The 13,815-nt window shown below is 62.4% G+C and carries 14 protein-coding genes; 2 read left to right on the top strand and 12 right to left on the bottom strand.

Annotated features, from left to right (window positions below):
- Positions 1-2 precede the first annotated feature (2 nt).
- The 6 genes from dxr to ACZ1G8_RS10770 all read right to left on the bottom strand — a co-directional run bounded on the left by dxr (position 3) and on the right by ACZ1G8_RS10770 (position 4,617).
- Positions 3-1,154: a 1-deoxy-D-xylulose-5-phosphate reductoisomerase gene (dxr, locus tag ACZ1G8_RS10795; protein ID WP_472679398.1), complete on the bottom strand. Its 1,152-nt coding sequence runs from the start codon at positions 1,152-1,154 to the stop codon at positions 3-5.
- Positions 1,151-1,831: a phosphatidate cytidylyltransferase gene (locus tag ACZ1G8_RS10790; protein WP_472679397.1), complete on the bottom strand. Its 681-nt coding sequence runs from the start codon at positions 1,829-1,831 to the stop codon at positions 1,151-1,153. Before ACZ1G8_RS10790 ends, dxr begins: the two co-directional genes overlap by 4 nt.
- Before the next feature lie 7 nt (positions 1,832-1,838).
- Positions 1,839-2,522: a polyprenyl diphosphate synthase gene (gene uppS, locus ACZ1G8_RS10785; protein WP_472679396.1), complete on the bottom strand. Its 684-nt coding sequence runs from the start codon at positions 2,520-2,522 to the stop codon at positions 1,839-1,841.
- Between the two features lie 24 nt (positions 2,523-2,546).
- Positions 2,547-3,104, bottom strand: a complete 558-nt coding sequence (frr, locus tag ACZ1G8_RS10780) for a ribosome recycling factor (RefSeq protein WP_222442101.1) — start codon at positions 3,102-3,104, stop codon at positions 2,547-2,549.
- 29 nt (positions 3,105-3,133) lie between these two features.
- The gene (gene pyrH, locus ACZ1G8_RS10775) at positions 3,134-3,859 is read right to left on the bottom strand and encodes a UMP kinase (protein WP_221428826.1); all 726 of its coding nucleotides are present in this window, start codon (positions 3,857-3,859) and stop codon (positions 3,134-3,136) included.
- 77 nt (positions 3,860-3,936) lie between these two features.
- Positions 3,937-4,617 carry a class I SAM-dependent methyltransferase gene (locus ACZ1G8_RS10770; RefSeq protein ID WP_472679395.1) on the bottom strand — a complete coding sequence of 227 codons (681 nt, stop codon included), beginning with the start codon at positions 4,615-4,617 and terminating at the stop codon, positions 3,937-3,939.
- 209 nt (positions 4,618-4,826) lie between these two features.
- Here ACZ1G8_RS10770 and ACZ1G8_RS10765 point away from each other — a divergent pair, with 209 nt between their 5' ends.
- Positions 4,827-6,020 (top strand): hypothetical protein, encoded by a 1,194-nt coding sequence (locus tag ACZ1G8_RS10765; RefSeq protein WP_472679394.1) that lies wholly within the window; start codon positions 4,827-4,829, stop codon positions 6,018-6,020.
- On the opposite strand, the gene tsf is transcribed toward ACZ1G8_RS10765, so the two are convergent.
- On the bottom strand, positions 6,017-6,943 hold the full coding sequence (gene tsf, locus ACZ1G8_RS10760; RefSeq protein ID WP_472679393.1) for a translation elongation factor Ts: 927 nt from the start codon (positions 6,941-6,943) through the stop codon (positions 6,017-6,019). The two genes, ACZ1G8_RS10765 and tsf, sit on opposite strands and share 4 nt — an antisense overlap.
- Positions 6,944-7,060: 117 nt before the next feature.
- The gene (gene rpsB / locus ACZ1G8_RS10755) at positions 7,061-7,810 is read right to left on the bottom strand and encodes a 30S ribosomal protein S2 (RefSeq protein ID WP_472679392.1); all 750 of its coding nucleotides are present in this window, start codon (positions 7,808-7,810) and stop codon (positions 7,061-7,063) included.
- A 348-nt stretch (positions 7,811-8,158) separates the two neighbouring features.
- On the opposite strand from rpsB, the gene ACZ1G8_RS10750 reads away from it, so the two are divergent.
- Entirely contained in the window at positions 8,159-8,410 is a 252-nt protein-coding gene (locus tag ACZ1G8_RS10750; protein ID WP_472679391.1) for a hypothetical protein, read from the top strand.
- Here ACZ1G8_RS10750 and ACZ1G8_RS10745 read toward each other — a convergent pair.
- From ACZ1G8_RS10745 to ACZ1G8_RS10730, 4 genes are all read right to left on the bottom strand, one after another.
- Positions 8,379-9,218, bottom strand: a complete 840-nt coding sequence (locus ACZ1G8_RS10745) for a CDP-alcohol phosphatidyltransferase family protein (RefSeq protein WP_472679390.1) — start codon at positions 9,216-9,218, stop codon at positions 8,379-8,381. The genes ACZ1G8_RS10750 and ACZ1G8_RS10745 overlap by 32 nt on opposite strands.
- A complete protein-coding gene (locus ACZ1G8_RS10740) occupies positions 9,215-9,964 on the bottom strand; it encodes a phosphatidylserine decarboxylase (protein WP_472679389.1) in 750 nt (249 codons plus the stop codon). Before ACZ1G8_RS10740 ends, ACZ1G8_RS10745 begins: the two co-directional genes overlap by 4 nt.
- A gap of 40 nt (positions 9,965-10,004) precedes the next feature.
- Positions 10,005-11,147 carry a beta-ketoacyl-ACP synthase III gene (locus ACZ1G8_RS10735; protein WP_472679388.1) on the bottom strand — a complete coding sequence of 381 codons (1,143 nt, stop codon included), beginning with the start codon at positions 11,145-11,147 and terminating at the stop codon, positions 10,005-10,007.
- A 90-nt stretch (positions 11,148-11,237) separates the two neighbouring features.
- Complete coding sequence (locus ACZ1G8_RS10730; protein WP_472679387.1) at positions 11,238-13,781, bottom strand: TonB-dependent receptor; 2,544 nt, start codon at positions 13,779-13,781, stop codon at positions 11,238-11,240.
- Positions 13,782-13,815: the final 34 nt, after the last annotated feature.

The raw sequence follows: 13,815 nt of genomic DNA, 5'->3' as shown, positions 1-13,815 counted from the left end.
GGTCAGGCTGTCTCCATAATCGCGTTGGCGCGCATGCGCGCATCCTCATCAACGCGCAGGACCTCTTCAAGGGTCCGCGGCGCGGACGGAAGCGAATTGTCCGAAAGGACGCTTTCCACCATTAGCGCAATGCGGCTGAATTTAATCTTACCGGCAAGGAATGCGGCTACCGCCACCTCGTTGGCGGCGTTCAGAACAGCCGGAGCCGCCCCGCCCGCCTCGGCGGCTGCGCGCGCGAGGCGCGTTGCCGGAAAACGGTTCTCGTCTGGCTTGAAGAACGTAAGCTCGCCGATCTCGGGAAGATCGAGCGGCGCCATCGGCGTGTCCATGCGCGCAGGCCAGGCAAGGCACGAGGCGATCGGCACGCGCATGTCGGAAGGGCCGAGCTGCGCGAGCGTCGAGCCGTCGCGATATTCGACCATCGAATGGATCACGCTTTGCGGGTGGACCACGATGCGGATGCGGTCGAGCCCGACCGGAAAGAGGTGATGCGCCTCGATCAGTTCGAGGCCCTTGTTGAACATGGTCGCGCTGTCGACGCTGATCTTCGCGCCCATGTCCCAGTTCGGATGGGCGATCGCCTGCTCGGGAGTGACCGCATCGAGGTCCTCGACCAGCCGAAGCGGTCCCCCGCTCGCCGTGAGAGTGATCGTGCGCACCTCTTCCATCTTGCCGCCCTGCAGGCACTGGAAAATCGCATTGTGCTCGCTGTCGACGGGAAGCAGGGTTGCGCCGTGCTTGGCGACTGCGGCGGTCATCACCTCGCCTGCAGACACCAGCGCTTCCTTGTTGGCCAGCGCTATCGTGGTCCCCTGCTCGATCGCCGCCATGACCGGTCCGAGGCCGGCGCAACCCACGATGGCTGCCATGACGATATCGACCGGCCTTGCCGCCGCTTCGCAAAGCGCCGCGCGCCCGGCGGCAGGTTCCACATCCGATCCGGCCAGCGCCTGCTTCAGTTCCTCATAGCGCGCTTCGTCCGCAATCACTGCGGTCTCCGCCCCGAATTCGCGGGCGAGCTTCGCCAATTCCTTGACATTGGAATGCGCGGTAAGCGCGGTAACGCGCCAGTCGGCAGGGTTTCGGCGTACCAGATCGAGCGTCGATGTGCCGACCGAACCTGTAGCGCCCAGAATGGTGATCGAGCGTGTCATGCGCCGCCCAACACGGCACCGGCGATCAGTGCCACGGGGATCATTCCGTCGGTCCGGTCGAAAAAGCCGCCGTGCCCCGGGATGAGGTTCGAACTGTCCTTTACCCCCGCTTTGCGCTTGAGCCAGCTTTCGAGGAAATCACCCGCCTGCGCGGCAACGGCGAGAACCGCGCCTATCCCCACGATCATGCCGATTTCTGCCGGTTCGAAGCCGAGAGTATTCGCTCCGCTGATCTGGCGAGCCGCGAAATAGATGAAGATGGCCAGCCACGTGCTAGCGCCCACAATACCGCCGAGAAGGCCGGCCCAGGTTTTCGACGGACTGATCGCAGGTGCGATTTTCGGGCCGCCGATAGTGCGTCCAAAGAAGTAGGCGAAGGTGTCCACGGCAATGACCGTTCCCACCACCCCGACGATCATTGCGGTCGGCAGCTGGGTCAGGAAGACGCCCGCAAGAACGATGTAGGCCGTCCCTGCAGCGATCGCGATAATGCGCGTCGCCATTCCCTGCGTCGCCTTGAGCACCAGCAACAGGAACTCGATCAGCGTCACCGTGACGACCGCGGCGATAAAGATGTCGAGCCAGATGCCTCCGGCCACCAGCGCGGCAATCGAGACGGCAAGCATGACAGCAGCGGACAGCAGCCGCATGGGCAGGTCCGCATTCTTCGATTTCACAGCTGCATCACCTGCCCCCAAAGCGTCTCTCCCTGCCCGCGAACTGGTCCAGCGCATCCTGCAGGTGCGCGGGCGTGAAGTCGGGCCATAGCACGTCGGTGAAGATCATTTCCGCATAGGCGCATTGCCACAAGAGGAAATTGGACAGCCGCACTTCCCCGCTCGTGCGGATAAGGAGATCAAGCGGTGGAAGGTCGGCCGAATAAAGATTGGCCTCGATGCTCTCTTCCGTGATCTCGCCGGCCTCGGCAGCCAGCCGTGCAGCCTGCACGATCTCGGCCTGCGCACCGTAGTTGAGCGCGACTGCGAGCGTGCGTGAGCCCTTCGACGTCTGCTCCAGCGCATCCTCGAGCATTTCGACGATATCGGGCGCAAGGCCGCGCCAGTCGCCGAGGATATGCAGCTTCACGTCATTCGCGATAAATTCGGGCAGGTCCGATTTGATGAACTTGCGCATCAGGTTCATCAGATCGTCGACCTCTTCGTCGGGCCGCTTCCAGTTTTCGCTGCTGAACGCGTAGAGCGTCAGGCATTCGATCGGCGTTTCCTTGAGACTGCGCACGAGTTCGCGCACCGCCTCCACGCCCTTGCGGTGGCCCATGGCCCGCGGCAGGTGCTTGCGCTTCGCCCAGCGCCCGTTGCCATCCATGATGATGGCAACATGGCGGGCTTCCTGGGTCGTATCAGTCATGCCTGGAAGGCCCCCGAGCGCCGCTTACTGGCTCAGGATTTCCTGCTGCTTCTTGGCCACGGCTTCGTCCGCTTCGGCGACGTGGGCGTCGGTCATCTTCTGGACTTCGCCCTCCATGCGCTTCTGCTCGTCTTCCGAGATTTCCTTCTTCTTCTCGTCTTCCTTCAAAGCTTCCATGCCGTCGCGGCGAACGTTGCGGATCGCGATCTTGGCCTTCTCGCCGTATTCGCTGGCGACCTTCGCGAGGTCCTTGCGGCGCTCTTCAGTGAGGTCGGGCATCGGCAGGCGGACGTTCTGGCCGTCGATCATCGGGTTGAGGCCGAGATTGGCCTTGGCGATACCCTTTTCGACCGCGGTCACATTGGCCTTGTCCCATACCTGAACGCTCAGCATGCGCGGCTCGGGCGCCGATACGGTGGCGACCTGGTTCAGCGGCATCATCGAGCCGTAGACTTCGACCACGACCGGATCGAGCAGGCTTGTGTTTGCGCGGCCGGTGCGCAGGCCCGAAAGATCGCCCCTCAGGCTCTCGACTGCGCCCTTCATGCGGCGTTCGATGTCGGCTTTGTCGTACTTGGCCATGGTTGGCTTCCTCGTTTTGTCGTTCGTTCTTAAGCGGTGTGATCGGTCACGACGGTCTGTACGCCCTCGTTCGAGAGCACGCGCGCCAGGTTGCCCTTCTCGCGGATCGAGAAGACCACGATCGGAATGTCGTTGTCGCGGCACAGCGCAACGGCGCTCGCGTCCATGACCTTGAGATTGTCTGCCAGCACCTTCCCGTAACTCACGGTTTCATAGCGCTTGGCGTCCTGGTTCTTCTTCGGGTCGCTGTCATAGACACCATCGACGCTAGTGCCCTTGAGCAGCGCGTCGCACTTCATTTCGGCGGCACGCAGCGCTGCGCCGCTGTCGGTGGTGAAATACGGTGCGCCAACACCGGCAGCGAAGATCACGATGCGGCCTTTTTCGAGGTGGCGCTCTGCGCGGCGGCGGATCACCGGCTCGCACACTTGGTCCATCTGCACCGCGCTCTGCACGCGGGTCTCGACACCGATCTGCTCGAGCGCGCTCTGCATCGCGAGTGCGTTCATCACCGTAGCAAGCATGCCCATGTAGTCGGCCTGCGCGCGGTCCATGCCTTGTGCTGCACCGGCCATGCCACGGAAGATGTTGCCACCGCCGATTACCAGACAGATCTCGAGTCCGGTTTCCTTGGCCGCCTTCACTTCCTTGGCGAGCTCCAGCACGAAGGCCGGATCGATCCCGAACTGCTGGTCCCCCATCAACACCTCGCCCGAGAGTTTTAGAAGGACGCGGTTCATCTTGGGAAGGGTCATGCGGGAGATTCTCTTTTCAGTAGGTTTGCGCGGCCTTAGTGCCCTACTGCCGCGCTGCCAAGGGGCGCATCTCGCACTCAGCCCGTTACGCGGACTGCGCAATGCCAGCTGGTGTGCTTGATACCCTTTGGCAGAGGCAGCAATCGGTCACGTGCGAAACGCGATCCGAACCGGATATCCGCCAGCTCCATTCCGTGCCGCGCGGCCAGCTGACCGAAGGTGACCGGGTCGAGCCAGCAGGTATGCTCGGGATTGTTGGCCACGATCCCACCTTTCACACCCGACTTGACCACGTTGCGCCAGTACCAGGGGTTGGGCGTAGAGACGACCAGCACGCCCCCTGCCCTGAGGTTGCGCTTCACGCTGCGCATGAAGCCACCGAGATCTTCGAGATGCTCGACGAGGTCGCCGGCTACAATGACATCGAAATCCTGCTCGAATTCGAAATTCTGCGCATCGCCATGACTGATATCGAAGCCTCGCGCCTGCAGGAATTCGACACCCGGCTTGCTGAGATCCAGCCCCTTGAGAGACTTGGCCCTCTCGGCCAGCGCCTTGTGCAGCCAGTATGGGCTGCGGTAGTTTTCGGGATCGTGCTCGACACAGCCCACATCGAGTACGTCGCGGCCTTTGGCATAGCGAACGGCGTAGGCGATCTTGTGGTCGTCCCAGGCAATCCCCTCACCAAACAACGCTGCGTCTGCAGGGATCGCGGCTTCCGACAGCTTGGAGGGATTGGTGACGAAATTTTGGGCCATTCGTGAGGAATTCCACCGGGATGAACTGCTTAGTTGCGATAGCTGTGCATGCTTGCTCTGAAAAGGAAAAGGCCGCCGAAGCGAACCCTGATCGTCCAGATTTTGTTCGACCTGACAATTGCGTGTAAGAATGAGCCATCCCGGCAGTCTTCTGGGAGGTACAGATATTGGCTGGATCGCGTGTATTCGGACCCGCTCAATCGCCGCCGGTGGTTACCTACCGGCCGTCTTTGCATGAGCGACAGAGGGCTGGAATGGCCAGCGCGCAAGACAGTCGCCACCTGGCCCTAAATGTCGCCGGTTTCCTTACACCCGCCGCGGCGATCACCTTGGGCATCCTAGCCTACACGTTGACCGACGGGTTCTCTGAAGGGCCCCAGCCCCAAAATGACGCAGAACCAGACGAACCAATACGAGTTCCGCGCAGTGTCGCCGCGCAGGCCGAATTCGTCTTGAGGGAGGTCACGCTTACCGCAGAAACACTGGCCCCGGAAGAACCGGCCAAGGTGAGCTATCAGAGTGTCCAAGCCGCACCGATAGCTATGCAAGTGACGAAGAAACGCGATGACTGGCAACCAGCGACGCTGGAGCCGCCAACTCCACAAATCGTCACAAGACCTCTCGAAGGAGCGCCTGCCCGCCATTCAGGAGCGCAGTCGGACGCAATCATGCGACCGCTCGATCCCCCTATCTTCTCGGGCATCCAGACCGGCCCATCGCTGGCCAATAGTAAGCTCGCCAAGGAATCCTTCGGCCCAAATGCAGCAATAGGCGGCACCCAGCGCGCGCCAGTGGAAGAGATGCAGATCCAGATCGTCATCGAACCCGACAGGAATTCTGCAGAAGCCGCGCTTGCAAGCTCGCGCTACGTCCGCCGTGACTATTCGCGCACCGTGCATGTTGCAGGAGCGCGTAGGGATTTTCCTATCGCGAAAAGCGAAGTGGTCCGCGCGCAAGAGCTGCGCGACACTTACCGTGGCGGCATCCCCGCAGTCCGCGAGGTTCGTGAAAAGATGGAAGCGTTGAAGAACGCCCACCCGCACCGCGCCCTGGTGAAGAACGGGATTCCCGAACAGCCGGCTGGCATGCCAGCAGAAGAGACAATGACCGGCAGGGTTGCGCCGGAAGCCGTCATCCTGGTCGAGGGTGAACTGGCCTGGGTCCAGCTCGGCGCCCTTCTGGAAGTCGTCGAGACTGGCATCGCGCCCGAGGAATACACTTCGCTGGCAAGCTCTTCGGCCGCAGGAGCCTTCGTCAATCCGACCATGCTGCGCGATGCAGGTATCGATGCAAATTACGATGCCTCCACACAGCAATTGGCGCTGGCAACAGTCGGTTGGACGAAAAAGGCCGCCGGAGCGAACTCCGGCGGCCCATTTCTTTCAGAAGCAAAGAGCGCTTAGCCGGCGACGGCAGCGGCGACTTCTGCTGCGAAATCGCTCTCTTCCTTCTCGATGCCTTCACCGAGCTGGAAGCGGACGTAGTCCACCAGTTCGACCTTGGCACCGACTTCCTTGGCGGCCTGCTCGACGACCTGTGCGATCGGCGTCTTGTTGTCGATCACGTAGATCTGGCTGAGCAGGGCGTTTTCCTTGGCGTACTTGTTGATTGCGCCTTCGACCATCTTTTCCTGGACGTTTTCGGGCTTGCCGCTTTCGGCAGCCTTTTCCTGGGCGATGGCACGCTCGCGGGCGATAACGCCAGCATCGAGGCCTTCAGCGGTCAGTGCCTGCGGGAAAGCCGCGGCGATATGCATGCCGAGCTTCTTGCCGAGGTCTTCGAGCTTGGCCTTGTCACCTTCGCTTTCGAGAGCGACGAGAACGCCGATCTTGCCGAGGTCGGGAGCGACGGCGTTGTGCATGTAGGGCACGATCACGCCGTTGGTGACCGAAACGGTCTTCATGCGGCGGATCTGCTGGTTCTCGCCGATGGTGGCGACGTTGTCGGTCAGCTTCTCGGTGACGGTGCCGCCTTCGGGATAGCCGGCCGCCTTGAGGGCTTCGACATCGTCACCGTCCACGCCGAGCGCGACAGTGGTGGTCTTGCGGACGAAGTCCTGGAACTTGTCGTTCTTCGCGACGAAGTCGGTTTCCGAGTTCACTTCGACGGCAACGCCCTTGGTGCCTTCGACGGCGAGGCCGACAAGGCCTTCGGCCGCGGTACGGCTCGACTTCTTCTGGGCGGTGGCAAGACCCTTGGCGCGCAGCGCGTCGACTGCGGCTTCGATATCGCCGTTTGCGGCTTCGAGAGCCTTCTTGGCGTCCATCATGCCCGCGCCGGTCTTCTCGCGCAGGGCCTTTACGTCAGCGGCAGTGAATGCAGCCATGGTAATTTCCTTCTTGGTATCTTGAATGCGTAGGCACCGGGCCTGCTGTGGTCAGCGGCCCGGCGCTTAGTTCGCTTGTGCGACGGGAACATGGCGCCCCCGCCTCACAAATGGGCCTTAGGCCGCAGCTTCTTCCGGCGGATTTTCCATCGCGCCGACGTCCTTGCCGCTGTCGGTCACGCCTTCGCCCTTGCCGCTGCGTGCAGCTTCGGCAACCGCATCGCAATAGAGCTTGATGGCGCGGGCAGCGTCGTCATTGCCCGGGATCGGGAAGGCGATGCCGTTCGGATCGACATTGGTGTCGAGCACGGCGACCACGGGGATGCCAAGCACGTTGGCTTCCTTGATGGCGAGGTCTTCCTTGTTGGCGTCGATGACGAACATGATGTCCGGAATGCCGCCCATGTCGCGGATGCCGCCGAGCGAAAGCTCGAGCTTGTCCTTCTTGCGCGTCAGGTTCAGGACTTCCTTCTTGGTCAGGCCGCCGGTGTCACCCGAAAGCTTTTCCTCAAGGGTCTTGAGTTCCTTGATCGACTGCGAAATCGTCTTCCAGTTGGTGAGCATGCCGCCCAGCCAGCGGTGGTTGACGAAGTGCTGGCCCGAGGCAAGCGCAGCTTCGCGGATCGGGTCCTGCGCCTGGCGCTTGGTGCCGACGAACAGGACCTTGCCGCCCGAACGTGCGGTCGAGCTGATGAAGTCGAGAGCGCGCGCGAAGAGCGGCACGGACTGCGACAGGTCGATGATGTGGATGCCGTTGCGCGCGCCGAAGATGTACGGCTTCATGCGCGGGTTCCAACGGTGGGTCTGGTGGCCGAAGTGTGCGCCGGCCTCGATCAGTTGCTGCATGGTGACGGTAGGAGCCGCCATGGTCATTTCCTTTCCGGTTGTACCTCTGGAAGGCTGGAACCCGTGATGCGGAGTATCCCGCGATCGGGCACCGGTATGAGCGCCTTCCATGTGGATTTGCCCGCCCTTCGAATTGACCCGAATTGGCCGATTCTATGGCGAACGGCGCGCACATAGTGGGCTTTCCGGCAGAAAGCCAGACTCAATTCACCGCCAAAAAAGGGAATCCGGCCGCAAAAAGCGCTTGACAGACCGGAACAAAGCGAGAACATTGTTCTCATCGCCGGAACACCCGGCGGGCATTAGGGGTTTTCCCGTAAACTTACCCCGCCTGTCAACAGCCTTGTGCACAGGCAGGCGGGTATGGAGATGATCGAAATGTTCGCACTGTTCCTCATTGCCGTCTTCACCCTCGCCACGCTGGCGGCGGTCGGAGTGCTTGCCGATAGCGGGCTGCGGTGGTGGTCCGCTTTCGGCATGCTGCGGCAGCGCATGAACCGCGGTTACGCAAGCGCCCCTGTCGGCCAGCGTCCGGTGATCCTTCAGGAATGCAGCCTGGGCTTCGCGCGTGCACCCCGCGCCCGCCAGGTTATTCGGCGCTCGACGCAGCGCGCCGCCTGACTTTCGCATAGCGGATCAGCGTAAAAGGCAGCAGGACTAGATAGCCGATCCCGATCACGCTCAGCGTCCACCAGGGCTCAACGAGCAGCGCCGCAAACAGCAGCCCCACGAAAGCAAGCACCCACAAGCGAATGCCGCGCCGCGGACGCAGTGACGTCCAGCTTGGCGTTGCCATGCTCGAGATCATCAGCAGCGCCACCGCTATCAGCCACGGGCCGACGAGTTCGGGTGCGCGGAAGAAATCGAGGTCAGTCGCAGCCCAGAGGTAATAGGGCATGAACGCCAGCCCTGCCCCCATTGGCGCAGGTACGCCGGTAAGGAAACCCAGCGACTTGTGCGGCTGCTCCTGCATGTCGATCTGGGCATTGAAGCGGGCAAGGCGCAGCGCACAGCAGATAGCGAGCGCAAGGGCAGCAAACCAACCGAGGCGCGGTTCCGCCGAAAGCGACCAGAGATAGAGAATAATCGCTGGAGCAGTGCCGAAGCTCAGCGAATCCGCCAGGCTGTCGAGTTCGGCGCCGAAGCGCGACTGCGCGTTGAGTGCGCGGGCGATCCGTCCATCCATTCCATCGAGCAACCCAGCAACGATAATTGCGACCGCCGCCGCTGCCCATTGCTCCGAAATCGCGAAACGGATTCCGGTGAGGCCCGAACACAAGGCAGCCGCAGTAATCGCATTTGGCGCCATTGCGCGCAGCGACAAACCACGGGATTTTCCGATCACGGGCTTTTCATCCTCGGCAGACTTGGGCCCCAGACGCGCGCGCTCTTCATACTGGCGATGCGGATCGGCATCGTGCGTACTCATTGCGAAACTCCCTCGAGCAACGGCTGCGATCCGATTTCTGCGATGACAGTCTCTCCTGCGATAACCTTCTGGCCCAGCATGACTTTCGAACCGGTTCCGCGCGGCAGGAATACATCCACGCGGCTTCCGAACCGGATCATGCCCACACGCTGTCCAACGCCCAGCGTATCGCCCGGTTTCACGAACGGCACGATACGACGCGCAATCAGTCCCGCGATCTGGGCGAATCCGACCTTCACGCCGTCCGAACGCTCGATGAGGATGAGCTGGCGCTCGTTGTCCTCACTGGCCTTGTCGAGATCGGCATTAACGAACTTGCCCGGTATGTAGACGAGGCGGCGGACCATCCCTGAGATGGGCGTGCGGTTGATGTGCACGTCGAAGATCGAAAGGACGATCGAAACACGTGTCACCGGCCCGGGCGCCAGCCCCTCGGTCCCGCTGCCATCGTCAACGACGAGTTCGTGCGGCGCATCGACTTGGGTAATCTGCGCCACGGTTCCGTCGGCGGGCGAGACGATAAAACGCTCGTCCTGCGGAACGACACGATCGGGATCGCGGAAAAACGCGAGAATGCCGAGCGAAAGGAAAGCCATCGGCCAGGCGAGCGTTTCCCACGCGAACAGCGCGAACAGCAGCGAAAGCCCGAAAGCGGCGATGCCGAACTTGCGCCCTTCCGGATGGATGCGCGGCAGGGTCGAGAAGACTTCGCCCCGCCCCTGACTGTCGAGTAGGTCACCTGCCATGCCGCGGGCTTACGCGCTCGATTCGCCCCTCACAAGCCGTTCAGGCCGTCTTGCGCACGAAAACCGTTCCGGCGGAGTACCCCGCACCGAAGCTGCAGATCAGCCCGACATCGCCCTCGGCGAGGTCGTCGCTGTGCAGGTGGAAAGCGATGATTGAGCCCGCGCTCGAGGTGTTGCCGTAGGTGTCCAATACCGTCGGGCTCTCGTCCTCGTTCGCCTCGTGGCCGAGCACGCGGTGTGCGATCAGTCGGTTCATGCCGGTATTGGCCTGATGCAGCCACAGGCGGCGCAGGCCTTGGGGATCGAGATCGAGCCGTTCAGCCTCGTCCACGATCATTTGCGCAACCATCGGCACCACTTCCTTGAAGACCTTGCGGCCCTCCTGGACGAAGAGCTTGTCGGGTCCGCCCGCCTCTTCCGGATAGGCGCGGTTGAGGAAGCCGAAGTTGTTTCGGATGTTGTTCGAAAACACCGTCTTGAGCTTGGTCCCGAGGATGTCCCAGTGCTCCTTGGGTGCGACCGCTTCGTCCTCGACCAGCACTGCGGTCGCGACATCGCCGAAGATGAAGTGGCTGTCCCGGTCGCGCCAGTTGAGGTGCCCGCTGGTGATTTCAGGGCTGACGACCAGCACGCTCTTCGCATTGCCGGCCCGGATATAATCCGCCGCTGTTTGGATGCCGAAGGTGGCGGAAGAGCAAGCGACGTTCATGTCGAAGCCGAAACCGTCGATGCCCAGCTCCTGCTGGATCTCAATGGCCATCGCCGGATAGGGGCGCTCCATGTTCGATGCGGCGCACAGCACCGCGTCGACATCCTGCGGATCGCGTCCGGCGCGTTCGAGAGCCTGCATTGCAGCCTTCACGCCGATCTCCGCCAGGATCGAGAGCTCGTTGTTCGAGCGCGCGGGCCAGCGCGGGGCCATGATTTCGGGATCGAGCACCGGCTCTTTCGCCATGACGTGACGCGCCTTGATGCCGCTCGCCTTCTCGATGAATTCGACCGAGCTTTCGGACAGCGGCTCCATCTCGCCTGCCTCGATCGCCGCCGCATTCTCTGCGTTGTGGCGCCGGACATATTCGTTGAAGCTCGCGACCAGCTCTTCGTTGGTGATGCTCTCTTCCGGCGTAAAAAGGCCGGTGGAGGAAATGACGGGGCGACCTGTCAGTTGTGCTGTATCGTTCATGGCGCCTGCCTAGTCGCAGCCCTCGCCCTAGGCAATAAAAAGGGCCGCTCGCCATCGGCGAGCGGCCCCTCTGTCACGTCGGGCGATGCCTTAGAAAGCGCCGCGCAGGGTGATGCCGTAGCTCCGCGGTTCCTGAATGAAGGCCGAGCGCGAGCCCGAACGCAGCACCGTGTTGAACGTCACCGCACGGGTGATCTGGTTCGTCAGGTTGTTGGCGAAGACTTCCAGCGCCCAGCTGTCGTCCTGGGCACCGATACCGGCGCGCAGGTTGATCTTGGCGTTGCTGTCCTGGACATCGAACGGCACCGGAATGGCCGCCGCGAGGTTCGAGGGATCCACCGCCTGCGTCGAGGTACGGCGATCGTCTTCCATGCGGATCTGGCCGGTGAGGAAGAAATCGAGATAGTTGCCGAGGTCCCTCTCGTAGGTCGCGCCCATGATGGCCACGATGTCCGGCGCGTTCGTCAACGAATTGCCGCACAGCGCCAACACGTTCGGCGACGTCTGGTCACCCGCGCAATCGTCGGGATAACGCGCGTTCATCGCGGTCAGGCCGCCATTGAAGGTGAGGTTGGCCGACGGACGCCAAACAGTCTCGATCTCGACACCGGTGGTCAGCGCACGCGGCACATTGAAGGTGGTGAACTGCGCACCGGTGAATTCGAGAACCTGGAAGTCGCTGAATTCCTCATGGAAGACGGCCACGTTCAGAGTGAGCGCGTCATCGAGAGCCTGTGCCTTCAGCCCCGCTTCGTAGGCATCGACCTCTTCCGAGGCGAAGCGCGGGTCGGCACCGCCGGCCGCTGCCGTGGAATCGAGGTTGAAACCGCCGGCCTTATAGCCGTGCGTGAAGCTTGCGTAGACATTCACCGGAGCATCGAACTCATAGGCAATCTTGCCGGTGTAGATGAGCTCGTTGTCCTCGAAGGTGTCCGCGAATGTCCGCGGCAGGGGGAACACCGCCGCTGCCGGAAGGTCCGCAGGTGCGGTGAAGGCGAAACAACCCGTTCCGAAGATCGTGTTGACCAGCGGAGCAGGTACCGCACCGGCACCGATCGCGCCGAGGATGGCCGGACACAGGGTGTTGCTGTTGTTACCCTGCGCGAAGGCACCGTCCTTACTCTCGTCCGAATAGCGCAAGCCGAGCGTCAGCTTCAGCCCGTCCGCCACCTCCAGCGTATTGTGCGTGAACACCGACCAGCTGGTGCTGTTCTGCGAATAGAGGTTGGTGTTGGTCGTGCCAGCCGGATCGATCCCGCCCGAGAAGACGGTGAGCGGGTTCGGGCCGAGCGCACCGCCCGTAGGAGCAAACAGCAGGGCACCGATGAGCTCACCGTAGTCCTCGCCCAGCTCGAAGCTGGCCGCCTGCGCAATATCTTCCTCGGCATAGTAGCCGCCGACCAGCCATTCGAGACGGCCATCCCACGCATCGCCCTGGATGCGCAGTTCGTGCGTCATCGTCTCGATCTCGGTCACGTTGCTCGTGACATTGAACACGTCGATGCCGGAGAAATCGGAATCGTATGCTTCGAGGGCATTATATTCGCGGTAGCTGCCGATGTAGACGATGTCGGCGCTGTCCCCGAGAGGGATCTCGATTTCGCCAGTGACACCCCACTGGTCGACCTCGGTGATCGGTTCGAAGTTAACCGATGCGATACGCGAATCCGCGGCTGCCTGGGCGGACGTGCGATCGAAGGGACTGGTGGCAACCTCTGGCCCCGACATGCCGCCGCGTGCACCAAGGCCGACTAGGCCGAACAGGCCGGCAGTCTCGACGGGCGACTGCAGCACTTCGAGCGCTGCGCCGAAGGGGGCGGTGCTTTCGGTATAGTCGCCGATGATGCGGCCGCGAATGCCACCCTCGGTCTCGAAGCCGAGCTGGCCACGGATGAGGTACTGGTCGGCGCCGTTGGATTCGCCAATCTCTGCACCGGTTGCATCCTGCAGCGTGATGTAACCGTCACGCTCGCGATAGGCACCGGTCAGGCGCAGTGCGAGAGTGTTCTCGACCAGCGGCGCGTTGATTGCGCCCTGGACGCTGAGGAGGTTGCGATTGCCATAGGTGGCGTTCGCGAATCCGCCGAACTCGTTCAGGTCCGGGCGGTTGTTGGTGATGTTGAGCGCACCGGCCGAGGTGTTGCGGCCGAACAGCGTGCCCTGCGGTCCGCGCAGGACCTCGACGCGCTCGACATCGACGAACTCGGAAAGGGCGACACCGGGGCGCGACTGGTAGGCGCCGTCGATGAAGATGCCGACCGCACTTTCGAAGCCGATATTGTTCGAGGTCGTACCCACGCCGCGGATGCGCAGCACCACGGATCCGGAAGCCAGCTGGGCATTCGAGGTCGAGAAGCTGGGGGCGACCTGCGTGATCTCCTGGACGTTGACGACGCCCTGTCGCTCGAGAGTTTCCGCGCCAACCGCAGTCACCGCGAGCGGAACTTCCTGGATGTCCTGCGCACGGCGAGTTGCCGTCACGATGATCGTCTGCGCGCCCGTGGTTTCTTCGAGCGTGGTTTCCTGGCCCTCTTCACCGGCCTGCGGGGTTTCCTCGGCCTCCTGAGCCAGGGCGACACCAGGTACCGAAAGGCCGAATGCGAGCGCGCTGCTCGCCAGCAAAAACTTTCTCATGTTCTCTCTCCCACCACGGCGTCTCGAGCGGGAT

This window comes from Qipengyuania sp. BR81-2 (assembly GCF_055693895.1).
This window is presented reverse-complemented; position numbering and strand designations above follow the sequence as displayed.

What these genes read in the sequence shown, in the direction of transcription:
- ACZ1G8_RS10750 (WP_472679391.1), top strand. Translation starts at nt 8,159, where the DNA reads ATGATCGAAATGTTCGCACTGTTCCTCATTGCCGTCTTCACCCTCGCC.
- ACZ1G8_RS10770 (WP_472679395.1), bottom strand. Translation starts at nt 4,617, where the DNA reads ATGGCCCAAAATTTCGTCACCAATCCCTCCAAGCTGTCGGAAGCCGCG.
- ACZ1G8_RS10735 (WP_472679388.1), bottom strand. Translation starts at nt 11,147, where the DNA reads ATGAACGATACAGCACAACTGACAGGTCGCCCCGTCATTTCCTCCACC.
- ACZ1G8_RS10730 (WP_472679387.1), bottom strand. Translation starts at nt 13,781, where the DNA reads ATGAGAAAGTTTTTGCTGGCGAGCAGCGCGCTCGCATTCGGCCTTTCG.
- rpsB (WP_472679392.1), bottom strand. Translation starts at nt 7,810, where the DNA reads ATGGCGGCTCCTACCGTCACCATGCAGCAACTGATCGAGGCCGGCGCA.
- dxr (WP_472679398.1), bottom strand. Translation starts at nt 1,154, where the DNA reads ATGACACGCTCGATCACCATTCTGGGCGCTACAGGTTCGGTCGGCACA.
- frr (WP_222442101.1), bottom strand. Translation starts at nt 3,104, where the DNA reads ATGGCCAAGTACGACAAAGCCGACATCGAACGCCGCATGAAGGGCGCA.
- uppS (WP_472679396.1), bottom strand. Translation starts at nt 2,522, where the DNA reads ATGACTGATACGACCCAGGAAGCCCGCCATGTTGCCATCATCATGGAT.
- pyrH (WP_221428826.1), bottom strand. Translation starts at nt 3,859, where the DNA reads ATGACCCTTCCCAAGATGAACCGCGTCCTTCTAAAACTCTCGGGCGAG.
- ACZ1G8_RS10740 (WP_472679389.1), bottom strand. Translation starts at nt 9,964, where the DNA reads ATGGCAGGTGACCTACTCGACAGTCAGGGGCGGGGCGAAGTCTTCTCG.
- ACZ1G8_RS10745 (WP_472679390.1), bottom strand. Translation starts at nt 9,218, where the DNA reads ATGAGTACGCACGATGCCGATCCGCATCGCCAGTATGAAGAGCGCGCG.
- tsf (WP_472679393.1), bottom strand. Translation starts at nt 6,943, where the DNA reads ATGGCTGCATTCACTGCCGCTGACGTAAAGGCCCTGCGCGAGAAGACC.